The organism is Thermoplasmata archaeon (genome assembly GCA_038874435.1).
In the GTDB taxonomy this organism is placed as follows: domain Archaea; phylum Thermoplasmatota; class Thermoplasmata; order Lutacidiplasmatales; family SKW197; genus SKW197.
In genome coordinates this window covers 26486-44672 of the sequence record JAVZCK010000005.1, presented here as the reverse complement: position 1 = coordinate 44672, position 18187 = coordinate 26486, and the positions used below count along the sequence as shown (strand labels likewise).

Annotated in this window: 16 protein-coding genes and 1 tRNA gene; 11 read left to right on the top strand and 6 right to left on the bottom strand. The window is 41.5% G+C overall.

What is annotated here, in order from left to right; all coding sequences use genetic code 11:
* The first annotated feature begins 262 nt into the window (after nt 1-262).
* The gene (locus QXD64_03220; GenBank protein ID MEM3396326.1) at nt 263-1501 is read left to right on the top strand and encodes an ATP-binding protein; all 1239 of its coding nucleotides are present in this window, start codon (nt 263-265) and stop codon (nt 1499-1501) included.
* Between the two features lie 25 nt (nt 1502-1526).
* Here the strand turns inward: QXD64_03220 and QXD64_03215 are convergent, their stop codons facing one another.
* Nucleotides 1527-2249, bottom strand: a complete 723-nt coding sequence (locus tag QXD64_03215) for a hypothetical protein (GenBank protein ID MEM3396325.1) — start codon at nt 2247-2249, stop codon at nt 1527-1529.
* Between the two features lie 106 nt (nt 2250-2355).
* Entirely contained in the window at nt 2356-2982 is a 627-nt protein-coding gene (locus tag QXD64_03210) for a V-type ATP synthase subunit D (protein ID MEM3396324.1), read from the bottom strand.
* Nucleotides 2983-3080: 98 nt separating this feature from the next.
* Between QXD64_03210 and infB the strand changes: the two genes are divergently transcribed.
* The 7 genes from infB to QXD64_03175 all read left to right on the top strand — a co-directional run bounded on the left by infB (nt 3081) and on the right by QXD64_03175 (nt 10970).
* A complete protein-coding gene (gene infB / locus QXD64_03205; protein ID MEM3396323.1) occupies nt 3081-4835 on the top strand; it encodes a translation initiation factor IF-2 in 1755 nt (584 codons plus the stop codon).
* 35 nt (nt 4836-4870) lie between these two features.
* On the top strand, nt 4871-6799 hold the full coding sequence (locus tag QXD64_03200; GenBank protein ID MEM3396322.1) for an ATP-dependent DNA helicase: 1929 nt from the start codon (nt 4871-4873) through the stop codon (nt 6797-6799).
* Between the two features lie 35 nt (nt 6800-6834).
* Nucleotides 6835-8028, top strand: coding sequence for a hypothetical protein (locus QXD64_03195; protein ID MEM3396321.1), 1194 nt, complete (start codon nt 6835-6837; stop codon nt 8026-8028).
* Between the two features lie 2 nt (nt 8029-8030).
* Nucleotides 8031-8134: transfer RNA gene (locus QXD64_03190), tRNA-Gly, on the top strand.
* 33 nt (nt 8135-8167) lie between these two features.
* A complete protein-coding gene (locus tag QXD64_03185; GenBank protein MEM3396320.1) occupies nt 8168-8749 on the top strand; it encodes a hypothetical protein in 582 nt (193 codons plus the stop codon).
* Nucleotides 8739-9215 carry a DUF2240 family protein gene (locus QXD64_03180; GenBank protein MEM3396319.1) on the top strand — a complete coding sequence of 159 codons (477 nt, stop codon included), beginning with the start codon at nt 8739-8741 and terminating at the stop codon, nt 9213-9215. The genes QXD64_03185 and QXD64_03180 overlap by 11 nt, the downstream gene beginning before the upstream one ends.
* A gap of 51 nt (nt 9216-9266) precedes the next feature.
* A complete protein-coding gene (locus QXD64_03175; GenBank protein ID MEM3396318.1) occupies nt 9267-10970 on the top strand; it encodes a cation:proton antiporter in 1704 nt (567 codons plus the stop codon).
* Here the strand turns inward: QXD64_03175 and QXD64_03170 are convergent.
* Both QXD64_03170 and QXD64_03165 read right to left on the bottom strand, forming a co-directional pair.
* A complete protein-coding gene (locus QXD64_03170; GenBank protein MEM3396317.1) occupies nt 10967-11854 on the bottom strand; it encodes a radical SAM protein in 888 nt (295 codons plus the stop codon). The genes QXD64_03175 and QXD64_03170 overlap by 4 nt on opposite strands.
* An 11-nt stretch (nt 11855-11865) precedes the next feature.
* Complete coding sequence (locus QXD64_03165) at nt 11866-12237, bottom strand: MazG-like family protein (protein ID MEM3396316.1); 372 nt, start codon at nt 12235-12237, stop codon at nt 11866-11868.
* A 108-nt stretch (nt 12238-12345) separates the two neighbouring features.
* Here QXD64_03165 and QXD64_03160 point away from each other — a divergent pair, with 108 nt between their 5' ends.
* Genes QXD64_03160 through galT form a run of 3 tightly spaced genes read left to right on the top strand, consistent with a single transcriptional unit; the run spans nt 12346 to nt 15331 of the window.
* Complete coding sequence (locus QXD64_03160; protein ID MEM3396315.1) at nt 12346-13524, top strand: PfkB family carbohydrate kinase; 1179 nt, start codon at nt 12346-12348, stop codon at nt 13522-13524.
* Complete coding sequence (dph5, locus tag QXD64_03155; GenBank protein ID MEM3396314.1) at nt 13524-14291, top strand: diphthine synthase; 768 nt, start codon at nt 13524-13526, stop codon at nt 14289-14291. The genes QXD64_03160 and dph5 overlap by 1 nt, the downstream gene beginning before the upstream one ends.
* A 41-nt stretch (nt 14292-14332) precedes the next feature.
* Entirely contained in the window at nt 14333-15331 is a 999-nt protein-coding gene (gene galT / locus QXD64_03150) for a galactose-1-phosphate uridylyltransferase (protein ID MEM3396313.1), read from the top strand.
* Here galT and QXD64_03145 read toward each other — a convergent pair.
* Together QXD64_03145 and QXD64_03140 are read right to left on the bottom strand one after the other, a co-directional pair.
* Nucleotides 15328-15564: a hypothetical protein gene (locus QXD64_03145; protein ID MEM3396312.1), complete on the bottom strand. Its 237-nt coding sequence runs from the start codon at nt 15562-15564 to the stop codon at nt 15328-15330. The genes galT and QXD64_03145 overlap by 4 nt on opposite strands.
* Nucleotides 15561-18107 (bottom strand): tetratricopeptide repeat protein, encoded by a 2547-nt coding sequence (locus tag QXD64_03140; protein ID MEM3396311.1) that lies wholly within the window; start codon nt 18105-18107, stop codon nt 15561-15563. The genes QXD64_03145 and QXD64_03140 overlap by 4 nt, the downstream gene beginning before the upstream one ends.
* Nucleotides 18108-18187: the final 80 nt, after the last annotated feature.

Here is an 18187-nt window from a genome sequence, read left to right as displayed (position 1 = left end):
GGCATCCCATCTTTTGTCCGACATCAGTCCGTCAATTCTAATTAATAGGCATACGTATATATATATTTTTCGGAGTGGCTTTTTTATTCATCATATTTTATTAAACACATTTTTATATTAGTAGTCATATGTATTCTGTTTGCGGTTTTTAGCATCTTTCCTTATTTTCGTTACCATTTCTATGTATCACAAACCCAGAATACCACAATCCCCTATATAATTTTCTGCAGAAATCTGCGAAACCTTTATGATGTGTATTCAGATGTATCCTTTGATGGCTGCGTTTGAACACCATATCAAGCTAACCTATTCTGAGCGTGTGTTACTTTATCTATTGGAATACGAGAGGTTTCGGGAGCGACATACCTTTCCCTTTGGCGTAACCCAGAAAGGAATTGCAGAGGGAATCGACATTCTCCCAGCCCATGTCCCCAGAACTGTGAAGAAGCTCATCGGTGATGGTCTTGTGGAGGAAAAATTTGGGAGAGTAGAGGGAATACCAAGGAAGGTGAGAGTGTATTTCTTAACCTCTGATGGAGTAACGAGAGCCAATGCACTTAAGAAAGAGATTTTCTCAATTAAAGTGCCGGCGCTAGAAGGGGACGAAGTGGTGGAGAAAACAATTGAGGAGATATTGAAGGATGCTAGGAACTTCTTCTCTGCCATAAAATCCATTTCTTCAGTAGAAATTGTAGACGCGAGTAAAATCAGTGAACAGCCAGAGCCAAAGTTAAAGAGGTATGTGGAGCTCTGGTATTCTGTACCAGATGTTAGAGAATTCTACAATAGAGAGGAGGAACTTGCGATAATAGAATCTGTGCTGAATTCCAGCAAGCCAAGATTTATTTCAATTACAGGGCCCTGGGGAGCAGGAAAAAGTTTACTTGCCTATCGGGGGCTGGAACGCGTCAAGAAAAATTCCAACATTTTATGGTACACCCTACGGAAGAACGATACTGGTTGGCATCTGCTGAGCGGTCTCGCTAAATTCCTAGCGGAGATGGGAAAGAAAACGCTGGAGGATATGCTGAGAGAAAGCAAGGAAGTGGACCTCGAAGAATTTCTCAGAGTTTTTTCAATTGAGCTCGAGCATTCTAGAAGCGTGGTTGTGATAGACGATTACCAGCATGCAAACGATGAGATTGTGGACATTCTCTCTGGTATGATCAGAGGAATCAAAAGTGGGTCTAGAATAAAGCTTGTTCTCACAATGCGTTCTGACACTCCTGCCTATATGTGGTGCTACAGTGCGAAAGACATAGAGGAGGGATATGGAGTTGAGATTAGGTTACAAGGGCTTGAGGAGGCAGATGCTAAAAAAATTCTGAAAAATGAAAAAATACCAGAGGAGAACCTGAAGAAGATAATGATGCTAACTAAAGGGATGCCTGGGATTCTTAAGGCGATGGCAGAAAACAACGACAGAGTATTACTCGAGAACACACGTCTTACGCCAGAAGAACTTCGTCTTTTAATGTTTTTGAAAGAAACAAAAGAATAGGGCTGTAGGCATAAAGAAAAGGCTATTATGAGAGCTGAGGAGTGGACTTGTGAATGTAGTCCTCTTCCTCTATTCTTTTCACGATCACAAAGTAAAGTTCATGGAGTTTTATGAGAGAGGCAATCATCACCCCAAAACCCAGATAAATCAGCACAAGCCCGGCAACAACCAGCAGGCCAATAACTGCTGAGAAAATTATCCCACAAATAAGGGTAGTATAGCCAATTGCAGCACAAGCGGCGCCTCCTACATACATGAATCCAGTATTTCGGATATGGTAGGCAGTTGTGGGATATGCGTTAGCTCTGGCAAAGTAGAGAAGAGCCGTAGAGAGAAGAATTGCATCAATGATGTTAAATAATAACCCAGATCCAACAAAAATTTCCTGGATGTACATCAGCGTCCCGAATCCTACAAGAGCGAACAGAGATACTGAGACCCTAACAAGGTAAACAATTAGATAGAAAAAGGCAAAAATCGAACCCTTGCTCACACTCTCTGGGAAACCGGATGGAATCTCATTTTCTCCATAAACGAGGAAGAACCAGCCAATGAAAAAGAAGAGATAACTCAGAAAACTGAAGAGAGAAAGGAGCACCGCGGGCACAAAAATAAATGGGTTTTTGGAGGACATTACATTTAGAATGGTGGTAAGCACAATTGAAATGTCTGGATTAGAGAGTACTGATAGAATGCCTATCAAAAGGAGAATCACAGAGATAAACTGGGTTCCGACCAGAAAGAGCAAACTGTTTGCGATAAAAACAACTCCTCTGTGAGTATGTTTTGCGAAGGTGCGTCTTCCAGGATATGCAGCAACGATTTTCGTGTGTATTGGTATATCTTGGAAATATTTAACTTTCCCCTTTCATCATCTTCAATCTGAAAATGTTTTCACGCTCGAGTTCTTCCAGATGCATTCTCACAATTGCTTCCTTTTCTGTAAGCTCTGGAATTACCTTGAACTCCAAAGCATTCACCCTACGCTTCACCTTGTCAATTTCATCAATCAATCTTCGCAATGCGGTCTCATACTGAGCTGCCTTTATAATCAGACGAAGCAGATTTGTATATGCTCTGGCTGCGTCTTCAATGCTTGTGCTGGTGCCAATAATTCCTGTACCTAGCGGAGAAACGGTACCTACTTTCCCCTCGTTGGTACTCAATACATGAGGAACACTCACACCCATTATATTTATAGGCCTGATACTAACCCTTGGAATGTTTTTCAGTGCCATTGCTGCAGATTCCACGGCAATTTTTCCATCCACACACTCAGCAATTGCCTCAAGGTGTCTGGCATTGTTGTAAACACTCACAATTTCCATTCGTAGGTTCTTTGCATCTTTCAGCACCCTGAAAAACTCAGAAATTAAACCATCTCGCTTCATTTTCAGGAGTTTGTGTCCTTTCTTTGCAAGCTCAATCTTTTTCTTCAATTCTATGAGCTCTGACCTGGTGGGCTTAACATCCTGTAGCATCAAATAGTGTGAACACGAACAGAATTAAAAAGTTTCCTTTAGGGGTTGAGTTTCCAACAGAAAATGTATTATATCAAATGCCTTATGCAATAAAGACCATGCCAATAAGACAACCAATCGTTAGCGTGTTGGGTCATGTGGACCATGGTAAAACCACACTTCTTGACAAAATAAGGGGAACAAGCGTAGCGGAGCGGGAGGCAGGACTGATAACCCAGCACATAGGGGCAACAGAGATTCCCACGGATACGATTGCTAAAATTTGTGGGCGAATGGTAAACGAAAAAGCTCTGAAGGTTCCAGGACTTTTGTTTATAGATACACCCGGGCATCATTCGTTTATAACTATGCGTTCTAGAGGCGGAGCTCTTGCAGACCTTGCAATTCTGGTCGTTGATGTTAGAGAGGGTTTCATGCCCCAGACCTCAGAGTCTGTAAACATCCTCAAAAAATACAGGACACCATTTGTTGTCTGTGCCAACAAGATAGACCTCATCTCAGGCTGGCGAAGTGCAGAGGCATGCTTTATTCACTCAGTAAGAGAACAGAGCGACTATGCAATTCAGGAACTTGATGCCAGAATTTATGAGATTGCTGGCAGATTGAGTGACATTGGGCTATCTGCAGATAGGTATGATAGAATCACAGATTTCACAAAAAACATTGCGATAGTTCCAGTAAGTGCGAAAACAGGAGAAGGTATCCCTGATTTGCTCACGGTACTTGTTGGTCTTGCCCAGCGATTCCTTGAAAACCAGCTTGAGATAAAGCCAGATGACGGGTGCGAAGGTACAGTGCTTGAAGTGAAGGAGGCGAAAGGGCTTGGTACAGTCATTGATGTGATAATCTACAAGGGAATTCTGAAAGTGGGGGACACAATTCTGGTTTGCAAGAGCGATGGCGTGATTTCCACAAAGGTCAAAGCAATTTTTAGGCCAAAACCGCTCGATGAAATCAGAGACCCAGAGGACCGTTTCCGGCAGGAAAAAATGGTATCGGCGGCAGCGGGTGTGCGAATTGGGGCTCAGAACCTTGATGAAGCCATTGCGGGTACTATAATCAGAGTGTTAGATAAGCCAGAGAACTTTGAACAATACAAAAAAGAGCTCTTGGAGAGCCTGAAACCAACAATTGAGGTTGCAGAAGAAGGTATAATAGTGAAGGCAGATGCGGTGGGTTCAATAGAAGCACTGGGTTTTGAGTGTAAGGTGGCAAACATTCCAATAAAGCATGCTGAAATCGGCAGTGTATCAAAACATGATGTGGTTGAGGCAGGAACAAATAAAAACCCCTTTTACAAAGCAATTCTTGCATTTAATGTGAGAACACAAGAGGATGCTATTGCAGAAGCACTGAAGCAGGGTGTGAAAATAATAGATGGAAACATTGTTTATAAACTGATTGAGGACTATGAGAAGTGGAGAGAGGAAGAGAAACAGAGGATTGAGGAGGAGAAAAGGAAGAGTATTACATATCCTGCAAAAATAAAGATTTTGCCTGGCTGCGTATTCAGAGTGAGCAAGCCCGCGATTGTAGGTGTACGTATCCTCGCAGGAAAATTGCGGCAAAACATGCCTTTGATGCGTGAAGACGGCACCGTTGTTGGGAGGGTAAGAAGTATCCAGAGTGAAAACAAGCCCATAAATGAAGCAATAATGGGAATGGAAGTGGCAATTTCTATTGAAGGACCCACCGTGGGAAGGCAGATAAACGAGGGAGACATTCTCTACACCAGTATTACAGAAAGTGAATATAAGGAATTGAAGAATGTTACACTCAGTTTTGAGGAAGCAGAAGCCCTTGCCAAAATTGTAGAGATAAAGAAAAAAGAGAACAGTTTCTGGGGGCTATGATGTTTTGTGAGAAGTGCCACAGTTTGCTAAAGCCCATGAGACGGAAAGGAAAAATTGAATTTGTATGCCAGAAATGTGATACTGTAAAGGATGTTCCAGTAGAAGAAAGTGTCGAGAAGAGTCCTAGAAACCTTTTTCCGTTCGAAAGTTTACGCCCAGTCCAAAAGGATTTTTTAAAAGAAGCAAGGGAAATTGTAGATGCAGGTAAGTTTTTGATGGCGAATGCTCCCACTGGGATGGGAAAGACGGCAGTCGCACTTACTGCGGCTGTAGAGTATGCTATGGAACATGGCTGTATTGTCTTCTTCATGACTTCCCGACAGTCCCAGCATAAAATTGCAATAGAAACACTGGCGAGAATGCGAAAGAAGGAGCCGAAAATAGTGGTTGCGGACATGATAGGAAAGAAGAGCATGTGCATCGCTGAGAACATAAAAAATTCAAGGTTTTTTGAGGAAATCTGCAGCGCAAGTTTACGGACACACTCCTGCAAGTTTGCCAGAGCCTCCACTGAGATTGTTAGAAAGGCAAAGGAATTTCCCATGGATGTGGATGAGATAATCAAGCAGGGAATTTCAAGGAAATCCTGTCCTTATCTGTGTGCGACTGAAGTTGCAAAGGAGGCAACAGTGATTGTGTGCGATTATAACTATCTTTTTTCAGAGATAAGCGAGATTGTTCTCCAGAAACTTGCCATTAGTACAGAGAACATAGTGGTTGTAATTGACGAAGCTCACAATCTGCCAGAAAGAATTCGTGCTAACTACACAAAATTTCTCAAAGTAGAGGATTTTAGTGAAGGAGCAAAAGAAGTGGCGAAGATAGAGCCAGCGATTGCAGGGTTGCTCAGAGAAATTCATGGAATACTTTCTGATAAAAAGTTTGATGCGGAGACGAAGCTGGAACGGGAGTTTTTTGAAGAGGTTTTTGAAATCGCATGTAAAACGAGACTTGCTAGATTATCGTTTTCCGAATTTTTAGAAAAAATCGAACTTCTTAATGCATTTCTGGAAAAGCAGGGAGTGGTTGAGCCCTATTTAGAAAACATTGTGGATTTTATTAGGCGATGGAGCATGGAGGAAAAGTCATTGCTTAGGTTTGCAGGTCCTGATGAATTTGTGTGCGAGATGTTGGATACGAGCAAAATTGGTGCAAGAGTGTTTGAACATTCTCCAGCAGGAATTGTGATGTCTGCAACGCTTTACCCGTTAGAAATGTACAGGGAATTACTAGGGGTCCCAGAAGAGAGAAGTGTGCTTCGATATTTCTCATCTCCCTTTCCACCGGAAAATCGTTTATTGGTTTCTCTGCCGAACCTGACATCAAGGTATGATGTGAGGAGCGAAGAAATGTATAGAAGCTATGCCTCTGCAATTGCGAGAATTGCTAACAGCGTACCTGGTAACATCGCTGTTTTTTACACTTCCTACCAGATGATGGCCGTGATTGCTAGATATGTAGAGAGCAAGTGCTCAAAGCCTCAGATTTACGAAAATGCTGAGATGTCAAAGGCAGAGAAAATTAGTATGTTGAAGAAACTTGAAGAGCATCGACAGCATGGAGCGGTACTTCATGCAGTGCTGGGTGGTTCTCTTTCAGAAGGCATTGATTTCAGAGATAACTTGCTTTCTGCTGTGGTAATTGCAGGGATTCCTATTCCGCCACCCTCACTGGAAACACTGTTTCTCGAACAATTCCTTAAAGAAAAGTATGGAGAGGAGAAGGGGTATGCTTATGCACGGCTCTGCCCTGCATTCAACAAAGTGCTCCAGGCAGCTGGAAGGTGTATAAGAAGCGAGAAAGATAGGGCAATAATTTTTTTGCTTGATACTAGATTTAGCAGTCCTAGATACCAGAAGTATATGCCCGAGGACTTCAGGGCTACCACGGTGAAAAACATAGAAGAGGTTGCGGAAAAATTTTTTTCTGGGCAGGGAAATAATAGCAGGATAGAGAGATTTTGAAAAGGTTAAAATACGGGGTAGCAATAAGGAGATAAATGCCTCTTAAATTTGACCTGCTCAACGAGACCTTCGAATGTCCAGTATGTGGCCATCCAAATCACATATCAGTGAAAACATGCGAAAAATGCAAGACAATCTTCCCGGATAAAAAACCATTAGGTGGAAATATGGAATTAAGTGTGGAAGTAACAGAAACAAAGGAGAAGAAAAATGTGCGAAAGCTCATTAGGAGCTTACCAGAAAAATACAGAAAGGAAGAAAAGCCAAAAACAAGAGATGAGGTCATCCGAGATTTTCAAATGGTGCCTGGTATTACGAAAGAGGTTGCGGAGAAGCTTTATGATGTTTCAGGTATCAAATCACTTTCTGAGTTGATATATTCTATGCTTTCAAACCAGCAGGTGAAAGGTGCGGAAAGGACTGCATTGGTATTTGAGGAATACATCCTTATGAAAAAAACTGGAGGAAAAACAATCTCTTGTCCATTCTGCAAAACGAGGATTGAGGTTTCATTGGACCGCTGCCCGGTGTGTGATGCTTCAGTTGAAGATGAAATTATCCGACTTGAGTATGAAAAAATTACGGATGGTCTGGGCAAATTTGTGAATGAAGTAATTCAAGAGCTTGAGGTTGAAGAGGATTTAGAGGAAAAAGAAGAGAGAAAGCCCGACGAGAAACCCGTTGAAAAACCTTCTGCGCAGCCCCAGGAGAAGGTTGAAAAGACGCCACCAGAAGCGGAGCAAACAACAGAGGAAAAGGAAGTAAAGGAGAAGAAGGTAGAAGAGCCAAAGATAAAGTTAACATTGGATGAACTTGAGGAAGTTGAAGGGCCGACGGAAAAGAAGAAGGTGGAAATCCCAGAGGTGGAAGGGGAGAAGAAAGAGGAGAAGAAAATCACGTTTGATATAGAAGATATTGATACAGTTAAGGAAGAGGAAGCGAAAAAGAAATCGCTCGAGGATGTTTTGGGCGGCTTGATTGAAGAGGAAAAAATTAAAAAAGAAGAAGAAATAAAGGAAGGAGAGACAAAGAAGCCCAGAATAAGCGAGGAAAAATATAGAGAATACAAAAAGCGAATTGAGGACTGGAAAACAGAGGGCTACGATGTCACGGAAATAGAAAAAATCCTTGAAGAGAAGCCAGAACAATTTGAGGAACTCTCGAAGAAAATCATCATTGAGCAATTCAAAAAGCGCAGGGCAGCCCTTAAGAAACCTGTGAAAAAATAGGTGCGGTTGTAGTCTAGTGGTTAGGACTGAGGCTTCCCAGGAACCTTTCTTAGAAAGAAAGGTTCGGGTAAAGCCTCTAGCCCGGGTTCGAATCCCGGCAACCGCATAATTTATTTTTTACCTCTGTTTTCCAGAACTGATGGTTGAGAATGTAATTCCCAAACTCAGAATTGCAAACTACAGAGTGGTTGATGCATCTGGAGAGATAAGAGTGGACACAAACGAAATTTTGGATTTTTTTGAGCGGGTCAGTGAAGAAGAGACAGTGGTATACGTTATAGATTTAAATGGATTTACAGAGGGCACGCCCCACCTTGATATCCTGTCCGAAATTTCAGATTTAATTCCTATCTGGGTAGAGGCGAATTCAAAGAGTGTGGAAGATGTATCTGACCTTCTGATGGCAGGTGTGGAGAAAGTCGTGTTAGAGATTGGGAAAGTAACTCCCCATGCCCTTCAGAGGATAGGAGAAGAAACTACAAGTGTTGCATTGCTTCTATATGAGCAAGGGCTGGAAGCAGTTGAGAAAATGTACACTTTTTTGAGAAAAACCGGGTGTGAAATAATTTTGAGAAACTGCAAAGATAAAAATTTCGGGCGAGCCCTTCAGGGGATCCCAGTTATATTAGATGTTGCCTGTGCTGATGAAGACATGCCTCAGGTGACGGAAAAATTAAACATTGTGGGAAAAATTGTGGAGGCAGATTTAAATGACATATGAGCTCCAGAAAATTGTAGCGTTTGTGCTAAAAAGTCAGGGAATAAAAGAGATTACGGAAAGCGATTTTGTCAACTACATTTCTGTCAAAAAGCGAATGGTAGCGCCACAAGACGCAAAGAAAATTCTAGAAAAATGTATTTCTAGTTCTGTTCTTCAGAAAGAGGGAAATCTGCTCAAGCCCAATTTTGAGCTTGAAGATGTAGTTTTGGAACAGGGTTTTACGATAACACCAGAAATTCTTGTCTCAGAGAAAGTTGATATCTTCGTAGAAATTGTTAAATACATTTCTGACAAATCTGGTAGAGAGCGGAAAGAAGTGGTGGCTGAGGTAAACCAAATTGCTGAGGAAACTTGCACCATGCCAGTAGTTGCAGCTCTAATTTATGCAAAAATGATTGGTGTAGATGCAAGTAGATTCTATGATGCTGTGGAGAATGAAATCATCAAAGATAGGAAGAATGAATGACGTCTGTTGGAAAAATATATCTACAGTTTGCCTATGAAGGGGTAGATACCAATGGAACCCCTTTATGAAATAGCAATTCTCCTAGTGTTTGCATTCGTAGGTAGCATAATCTCCTCAAAACTCGGGCAGAGCACGCTTGTTGGTTACATAATTTTGGGGATGCTAATTGGCCCCCATATGTCAATCAACTTCTTTGGTTACCAGTACAAGGGCATCGTTCAGAATGACGAAATCATTTACATCTTTTCAGAACTGGGTGTGATGCTCTTGCTTTTCTTCGTCGGTCTGGATTTTTCGGTTACAAGATTAAAACAGGCAAAGAACGCAAGCGTGATACTTTCTCTTGCAGACATCGGAACAATGCTATTTGCTGGCTTCATTATAGGTACAGTCTTTGCCTGGCCATTCAAGGACACCTTCTTTCTTGCCTGCATCATAGCGATGAGCAGTGTGGCTGTTACAGCTAAAGCCCTTGAGAAAATGCAGCTCTCTTCACTCCAGACAAGAGACACGCTAATTGGGATGATGTTGATTGAGGATTTTCTTTCAATCATTCTTGTGATTATTGCCTCAAGTTTTATGAACAAAACAGGAAGCAATGAAATCCTAATGGTCATTGTGGGGCTAATCCTTATTTTCATATTCTTTCTGGTGCTTTATGTATATGTGGTGCCATTGATTGCGAAGCATGTGCACCATCTGAGGGATGAAGAAATAATGGGGCTTTTCGCACTTTCAATGGTGTTTTTTGGTGGAGTGATAGGGCTTCCGTTTGGGATTTCTCCACTGATAGGTGCGTTTTTCGTTGGCCTTGCATTTTCTGAGACCAAATTGAAGAAGGATTTCGAAAAGCATCTTACCTCTTTCAAGCACATTTTTGTCGCAATCTTCTTCCTTTCCTTCGGAATGATGATAGCGCCATCTGGCTTCCTTACGAACCTTGAAATTATCTTTTTCGCCTTAGTTGCGATTGTCATTTGCGAAATGTTTATTCTATCTGCGGTAGGATACCTCGTTGGACTGCCTTCCAAGGATGCTGTTTTCGTAGGCAACGGTGCTCTGCCAAGAAGCGAAGAAGCGGTAATTTTTGCAAACATCGGCACAGGACTGAAGAACATAGATGGAACTCCCGCCCTGATGCATGCATCTAGTATTTACCCTGTTACTGGTGCTATTTGTCTCATTACTACTCTCATAACTCCTGTGTTCCTCAAAATTCATCAAAGATTGGCCCGTGCTTATTCAAGAATTCTACCCAACTACATTAAATACTCTAGTGCTGTCATCTCCAGGACTCTCAAAAAAATTATCTTTCCGAGGTCCGTTCCTATTTACAGAATTGATAGAAAAGTTGTGCTTATTCTGATGCTATTCCTTTGTGTCTTCGTCACCCAGTTGCTCACAGTAGGGCTTGTGCATTACATTCTCGTGATTTTCCTTACCCCAGCAATTCTGATATACCTTACACTGAAGCTTAACCGTATGCTATTGCCTGTGATAAGACATTTGAATTATTCTAATCTCGGGATGACAAGAAAGATGGACCACTTGATTGAAACCACAGTTTCAGGCACTGTTGTGCTGTCTTGTCTAATGCTCTACTTTGTCTCGGCGACATGGCAGTACAACTGGCTCCTTTCGATTTTTCTGATTCTCTCCGCCTTTATTGTGATTAACTTTGCGATGTACATTCTCTACAAGGAAACAACGAAAGTAGTGGTGCATAAGAGGTATGTGATTGTAGTTAGACATTAAATTATAAAATTTTCCTCAAATTCTGAAGGCAATGCCCCAAATGCACCAATCCGCACAATCTCATAGTTTTGTCTTAGAAACTCAGTTGTTTTTCTGGAAGGCACTTCGATACCTGAGACACCCGCACGAATTGCACGAAACTCTATTTCCTGGATGTAATTCTGGGTTATTCCATTTATCCGAGCAAATCTGGGGCGAAGGGCACCTAGCACAAGCTCTGTCTCCGGCAATTGGATTTTTGCATTCCTAATGACTTTTTCTATATCTTCTGGTAATGGAAGTGGGTCAGTGCTACAGGGTGTGCCTGGTGTTGGGATGAATACAATAAAAACGATTTTTTCAGGTGTAAAAACTTTCTTCAATTTTTCAATTGCTTCATTTTCGTCTGAAAGCGTACCGTGGTAGAGACCAATACAAAGATGTGGAACTATGTGCTTTACCCCGGCGTTTCTCAAATTTCTGAAAGTTTCAACGTATTTCTCCACACCTTCATTTATATGAAAAATTTCTTTAACTGCTGAGAACGAGGAGGGGAACTCCATAGAAGCAACATCAATGGCGTCCACAACAAGATTAGCGGTCTCTGGTTCCATAAATCCGGTGTGAAGTTTTATCACAAACCCCTCTTCATGAAGTTTTCGAATTACGGGAAGCATCTTTTCTAAGTTCAACATTTTTCCATTTCTATCGCAACCTCCACTAACGAGGAATCCCTTTGCACCTTCTTTTGTTAGTTTCTCCGTGATTTGCTTGAATTTCTCAGGGGTTTCAGCTGGGTACATGTAACTAAGGTAGTGTGCCTTACAATGCTCACACATCAGTTGGCAGGTATTGCCTGAGATTGATATTGAGGGACAGAAGGGCCAGACCTGATAAACCTTCATTTTTTGCATATTCACAGTGGGGAGTTTTTGTTTTTTTCTAAGTTCCAGATTTTCGTGTAATCTGTATTCACAGGATACTTCATGGCGTTCTTTTCCATTTTTGATACAATGGCATCACTTAAGTCAATGTTTAAGGAGTTAGCTAGGGAAAGTAGAAGTATAAGGATGTCAGCCATCTCCTCCTTAATTTTCATGTAGTTTTCCACTTTAGAAGTCACTGCTTGGCTGTGCTGCCATTTGAAGATATCAAGGAGTTCTGCACTCTCAACTGCAATTGCTATTGCCAGTTCTTTTGGTTGATGATAAATTTCCCATTTCCTCTCGTTGTTAAACTTGGCTACAAGCTGCTTCAGATTCTCAAGTGTAACCTTTTCATCTGCCATGTGCAGAAATACCAGAGGGCAGATAATAAGGTTGCGATGGAATTTTTAGGCAATGTCCCAGTTTGTTTCTTACAAAAGTTTTTTTACTTGCAATGCCTGTGCATTTACATGTACGATGTGGTCTGCATAGGAAGTGCCACCCAGGATGTGTTTGTGAAAACGAACATCGCCAAGGTTCTGGAAATGCGGGAGATGCTACAAACAAAGGCCTACCTTTGTCTTGAGTATGGTGCCAAAATTAATGTAGATAAAATTATGTTTACCACAGGAGGAGGGGCCTCAAATACTGCGTATGGATTCGGAAAGATGGGATTGAGAACAGGATTCTGTAGTGCTTTGGGAAACGATGAAAGCGATAAAATTATTTTGAGTGAGCTTGAGAGAGAGGGGGTTGATACTTCTCTTGCTTTTAGAGTTGAGGAGGAAACTGGCTATTCTGTAATAATTACTACGTTTGAGGGCGAAAGAACGGTTCTAACCTACAGAGGCGCGAATAATCTTTTAGCGTTTGATGAGATTGACATAAATAAAGCCACGGATACAAAATTTCTATATCTTGGACCAATGACTGGTAAGGCAAGTGAAATTCCTTCTAAATTTGCGGAATTACTCGCAAATAGGGATGTGAAGATTTGCTGGAACCCAGGTAACACCCAGATTTCAAGGGGTATCGAGAAGATGCTTCCGTTTATATCACGAATAGACATTCTCTTTTTGAACAAAGAAGAGGCATCAAATTTCACTGGAATAAAGTATTCTCAGATGGTTGTGGATGAAGAAAGATGCATAGGGTGTGGTACCTGTGTGGATGTATGCCCTGTGAAAATTTTTGCAGTGGAGAGTGGAAAGGCGGTAACAAGACATCAGGAAAAATGCACAAAGTGTGGACTTTGTGTAGAACGCTGTCCTACAAGGGCAATAACCAATGAACCCTGGGCTGACAATCTTGATCCAATTTTGAAAAAGATTCATGCGATGGGTGTCAAACTTGTGGTAATTACAGATGGAAAGAAGGGAGTACAGTGTTACGATGGTAAATTCCGTTACATGTTTCCAGCATACGATGTGCCTGTTGTCTCCACTCTTGGAGCTGGTGATGCTTTCACTGTTGGATTCATATCAGCATTGGCGAAGGGAAGAGATATTGAAACAGCTCTTAAAGTAGGAAGTGCGAATGGCGCCTCTGTTGTCCAACAGTTCGGTGCAAAGTATGGTTTGCTAACTTGGGATGAGGCGATGAGCTTTATCAATGAGAAGGAGATTCCAGTAAGGAAGAGTGAAATCTGATGATTACATTTGTGGGTTTAGGATTGTATGATGAATTAGATATTTCATTGAGAGGGCTTGAAGTAGTGAGAAATGCCGAGCTTGTTTTCGCAGAATTCTACACCTCTGTGCTTGCAGGTGCGAAAATCGCAATGCTTGAAAATCTATATGGAAGGAAAATAAATCTGCTAAAACGAGAGGATATCGAACAAAATTTTGATAATCTTCTTGGTCTAGCTAAAGAGAAAAATGTGGTGTTGCTTTGTGCAGGGGACTCAATGACAGCAACTACGCATAGCTTCCTAAGGGTAGAAGCAATAAAGCGTGGAATTAAAACTCAGATTATTCATGGGGCTTCGATATACACTGCGGCTCCTGCAATCCTTGGCCTTCACATATACAAATTTGGAAGATGTGTGAGTTTACCAAAGCCAGAAAAGGGATTCTTCCCAACATCTCCCTATTACTCAATTCTAAAAAACCATGAAAACGGGCTTCACACTCTTATCTTGCTCGACATTAAGGCAGAGGAGAACTATCTGATGTCAGCGAATGAAGGAATCCATATTCTGGTAGAGTTGGAGGAAAGGGAAAAGAAGGGCTTGTTCACGGCCGAAACTAAACTCTGTGTTGTTGCAAGGGCTGGGAGCCCTGATTGCATTGCTGCATACGGGCCAATCTCGGAAATAGAGCGTGTGGACTTTGGGAAGCCACCTCATGTACTTGTGTTGCCTGGAGAGTTGCATTTCAGCGAGGAGGAAAGTTTAAAATTGATTAAAGTAAGATGAGACAGGGAAAATGTTTTTAACTATTTCCTCTATTCTATTCCATGAATGAGTTACGGTTTAATAGGGTTGCTGGTGAATGGGTAATTGTCGCAAGTGAGAGAGCAAAGAGAAAACATGAAGTGCCTGGCGAGATAAAACAAAAAGAGCCATTGCCTGAATGGAAAGCCGACTGCCCATTCTGTCCTGGTAACGAGGCAAATACACCTCAGGAATTGTTTTCTTATGTAGAAGAAGGAAGCCGCAAATGGAAACTTCGTGTAATTCCTAACAAATTTCCAGTGGTCTCTGAAAATAGTGGAACTGCACACACGGAGGGATTTTTCAGAAAAAGAGCAGCGACTGGCTTTCACTATGTAATAGTAGAAACACCATTGCACAATAGGGATATCCCTGACATGAATGAATCTGAGGTTTTCAATGTTGTCAAGGCCTATTTTGAATGTGTTAAGTATTTGTATAAAAACCCGTGGATTAAGTCAGTGATTCTTTTTCGTAACCATGGAAAAGAGGCAGGAACATCATTGATACATCCTCACTCTCAAGTAGTTGGGCTTGCGTTCGTACCCACACACATAATGGACCTCTTAAACACTGCCAGATGCTATTCACATGAAAACGGAAGATGTGTCTACTGCGACACAATAAGCGAAGAGCAAAATGCGAGCGAGCGGATTATATATGAAAACGCACATTTTGTGGCATTTGTTCCATATGCAGCCAAGCTTCAGTACGAGATACATATAATGCCTAAACGGCATCACAGCCACTTCTCTGAAATAACCTCTGAAGCCCTGACATCGCTTGGTGTTGTCCTCCATAAAGTGCTTTTGGCATTGAAACTCGCACTGAACGACCCAGCATACAATCTTGTCCTTCATACCGCACCCTCTTATTTAAAGGAGGTGGATTATTATCACTGGTATCTTGAAATTACGCCTAGATTGACCATACCTGCTGGACTTGAAATGGGTTCTGGGATTACGGTTAATATCTCCCAACCAGAAGAGAATGCAAAAACATTGAGGGAAAAAATAAATTAGTGGCTCTGGGCAAGTCGTTTGATTTCTGCTTCAATCGCCTTACCCTTTTCCTCGCCCCCAAAGGTCTTCATAACATCGCCTAAGGCTTTTGCGATTTTTGGAAGTTCTTCTGGCTTAATATCGTCTGGATTTATTCCTAAGTCCTTGCACTGTTTTTGGACAATGAATCTGCCGATGTGTCCCATCTCTCTACCCATTATATTGTATACTTTTTCACTGATTTGAGAAGTCATTGCATGTCACCTCCTTTCTTTTTTTTCCGCTTCTTTTTAACTTGCGTTTCTGGGGAGACAGTAATCTGGCCTGCACCTTTCTCTCCCGTGGGTTGCGGGTGCTCTTGTGGCGTAGTTTGCCTTGATTCTTCTGTTGTCTGTGCTTTTTGCGTTTCTGCAGGTGGAGCTGGAGCAGGAGGTGTCTGTGCAGGGGCAACTACTGGCGGTGGTAATAGTTCTTTTTTCCTCGCATCAATAAACTTCCCAAATGATTTCATTTTATGTTTCATACATAATTCCTCCAGAGTTTTAAGATAGTTTATCGCATTTTCTTTTTCACCTTTTTTAATTGAGAGCTCTATTTTCGCAGTGAGAATTTCGCAAGTAATGTAAGGAGATGCAACTTTGTGTCCGAGTTCCTCAGCAATCTTTATGTGGTTTTCGGACCCAACTACGTCATTCATCTTGATGCAGAGATCCGCATAAATTTTGTGGAGAAGAGCATTTCCAATTCTATCACTGATTTTTGAGAGATGCTGGTTAGCTTTTTCAATGTGTTGGCTTGCCTCCTCTTTGCTTCCACCAGACCTCAAAAGGGTTTCTGCAAGTCCAAGGTAGCACCAGCCCATTGTATCCAAGTCGTTTAATTTTTCTGCATACTCAATTCCCTGTTTGAAGGATTCCAGAGCTTTCTGCCAGTTCTCTTCACGGAGCTGGATTGCACCTATGCTGTGGAACGCTCTCGCTGTAGCAGGTGAGTTGGTCTCTTTTAAGATTTTGAGACCCTTCAAGTTGAAGAGAAGTGCCTGTCTATAATCTCCCATCTCCGCGTAAACAGTTCCAAGCTCTAACAGAATTTCCCCTTTAATTGGAATGTTTTCCTCGCCAGCTTGCAAGTTGCCTGTGAAAATTGCTTCTGCACTAGCACTCTGGAAATATGAGAGGGCTTCATTATAATGTTTTATGGCATTGTCATAGTCACCGTTCCTCCATTCCATGTGAGCTACACCACGGAGTGCATCAGCAATGAATCTGGAGTCAGCAGTACCTTTTGCTAGCTCAATTGCTTTTGGAAGTAGGGATTTTGCTTTTTCATACTCACTCTGGTGCTGTCTTAAGCGAATTAGCAAAAGCAAACTTTCTGTCTCTCTTTTTTTGTCTTCATGCTCCTTCGCAATCTTCATCATGTCGACGAAGCAATTTTCTGCCTTCTCCCATGCACCGAGATAAAAAAGCCCCATCCCCTTCTTCATTTTTATCTCGTAAATATCTTCCCATCCTAAGTTCAACTCCTCAGCAATCGCAATTGCTAATTCATAGTATTTCTCGACACTTTCTGGTGCATGAAGCTTTTCTGCTCTGCTTCCAGCCATGATTGCATACTCATATGCTCTCTTTCTGTCTCTACTGTTCCCGAAGAGCCGCACAAGATCAAACACATACTCGCTTAACCTATCCTTTCGCAATTTTTCAATTGCTGAGCCAACAGCAAAGCAAATGGGTAGGATTTTTGTTCCGATGTCGTTGTAAATCAACTCCATGTAGATATTTCTAGTAAATCTATATTTTCCTGTTTTCGCATCCTGGGTTAGAATGCCTTTCTCTACCATCAAGTTTGCGATTTTATGAACAAGTTCAGATGGTTGGCGCGATGCCTCACTCACAATGTCTACCTCAAACTCATTTCCTGCTACTGCCATGTAATCTAACAAAGCAATTCCTTCTGGCGGTAAGGAATCAAGTTCCATCTGGAAGATTTCCTGAAGGTTATCTGGCATACTCAACTTCTCCCATTCAATTTTATTCCAGTTTTCAGGCACAGCAAGATCAATGTTTCTTTCTTGAACTAATATTTTCAGCATTTCCATTAACATTAAAGGATTCCCACTTGATTTCTGGTACAGTTGTTTAACGCCCTCTAGAGGTACATTCTCTCCGAAAAGTTTCGCGAGCAGTAGGCCAGTGTTTCCCTCATTAAAATTATCCACAATAACAGCGTTAAACATGTTGGTCATTATCAGAAACTGAAGAAAATCTGAAATTACCTTCCCTCTTCCTGTTTCTTCAAGCATTTCGGTGCGATAAGCACAGATTATCATTATTTTAGCAAGTTCCGGGTGTCGCACGAAGTAGTCAAGGAATTTTATTGTACCTTCGTCAACATCTTGGAAGTTATCTATGGCAAAAACCACCGGTTCTGTAGTAATGTATGAATTAAAGAATTTAAGGAGGGCTGCAAATGCTTCTTCTAGGGTTTCTCCCTCAACTTTTTCTACCCTTTCTTCCACAAGAAATTGCATACTAGGAGGTACATCTTTTCGTTCGATTGAGAAAAAGGAAGTAAGAAAGTTTCTAAGAGGCGCATATGGTGGCTGTCCGAGAACACATTCAAAATAGAAACCTCTTTTTGTTTCTAGGAACTTGTCAATGAGCGCAGTTTTTCCTGTTCCGATTCTGCCTGAGAGCATTACTACGCTACCAATCCCTCCCGCAGTTTTTGCATAAAACTCTTCCAGCCTTGAGATTTCATGTTCTCGGTTAACGAACACATCCATTAATTTCATTGTACATACTAAATTAGATGGATTATAAGAAGTTTTCCGAAGAGAAGATTAAAGTAAGTGAGTGGCTAATCTTTTAATAG

Coding starts and splice junctions, on each gene's coding strand:
- QXD64_03200 (MEM3396322.1), top strand. CDS start 4,871: ATGAGACGGAAAGGAAAAATTGAATTTGTATGCCAGAAATGTGATACT.
- QXD64_03140 (MEM3396311.1), bottom strand. CDS start 18,107: ATGAAATTAATGGATGTGTTCGTTAACCGAGAACATGAAATCTCAAGG.
- QXD64_03170 (MEM3396317.1), bottom strand. CDS start 11,854: ATGAAGGTTTATCAGGTCTGGCCCTTCTGTCCCTCAATATCAATCTCA.
- QXD64_03210 (MEM3396324.1), bottom strand. CDS start 2,982: ATGCTACAGGATGTTAAGCCCACCAGGTCAGAGCTCATAGAATTGAAG.
- QXD64_03175 (MEM3396318.1), top strand. CDS start 9,267: ATGGAACCCCTTTATGAAATAGCAATTCTCCTAGTGTTTGCATTCGTA.
- QXD64_03180 (MEM3396319.1), top strand. CDS start 8,739: ATGACATATGAGCTCCAGAAAATTGTAGCGTTTGTGCTAAAAAGTCAG.
- QXD64_03185 (MEM3396320.1), top strand. CDS start 8,168: ATGGTTGAGAATGTAATTCCCAAACTCAGAATTGCAAACTACAGAGTG.
- QXD64_03160 (MEM3396315.1), top strand. CDS start 12,346: ATGTACGATGTGGTCTGCATAGGAAGTGCCACCCAGGATGTGTTTGTG.
- galT (MEM3396313.1), top strand. CDS start 14,333: ATGAATGAGTTACGGTTTAATAGGGTTGCTGGTGAATGGGTAATTGTC.
- QXD64_03165 (MEM3396316.1), bottom strand. CDS start 12,237: ATGGCAGATGAAAAGGTTACACTTGAGAATCTGAAGCAGCTTGTAGCC.
- QXD64_03220 (MEM3396326.1), top strand. CDS start 263: ATGTATCCTTTGATGGCTGCGTTTGAACACCATATCAAGCTAACCTAT.
- QXD64_03195 (MEM3396321.1), top strand. CDS start 6,835: ATGCCTCTTAAATTTGACCTGCTCAACGAGACCTTCGAATGTCCAGTA.
- infB (MEM3396323.1), top strand. CDS start 3,081: ATGCCAATAAGACAACCAATCGTTAGCGTGTTGGGTCATGTGGACCAT.
- QXD64_03145 (MEM3396312.1), bottom strand. CDS start 15,564: ATGACTTCTCAAATCAGTGAAAAAGTATACAATATAATGGGTAGAGAG.
- dph5 (MEM3396314.1), top strand. CDS start 13,524: ATGATTACATTTGTGGGTTTAGGATTGTATGATGAATTAGATATTTCA.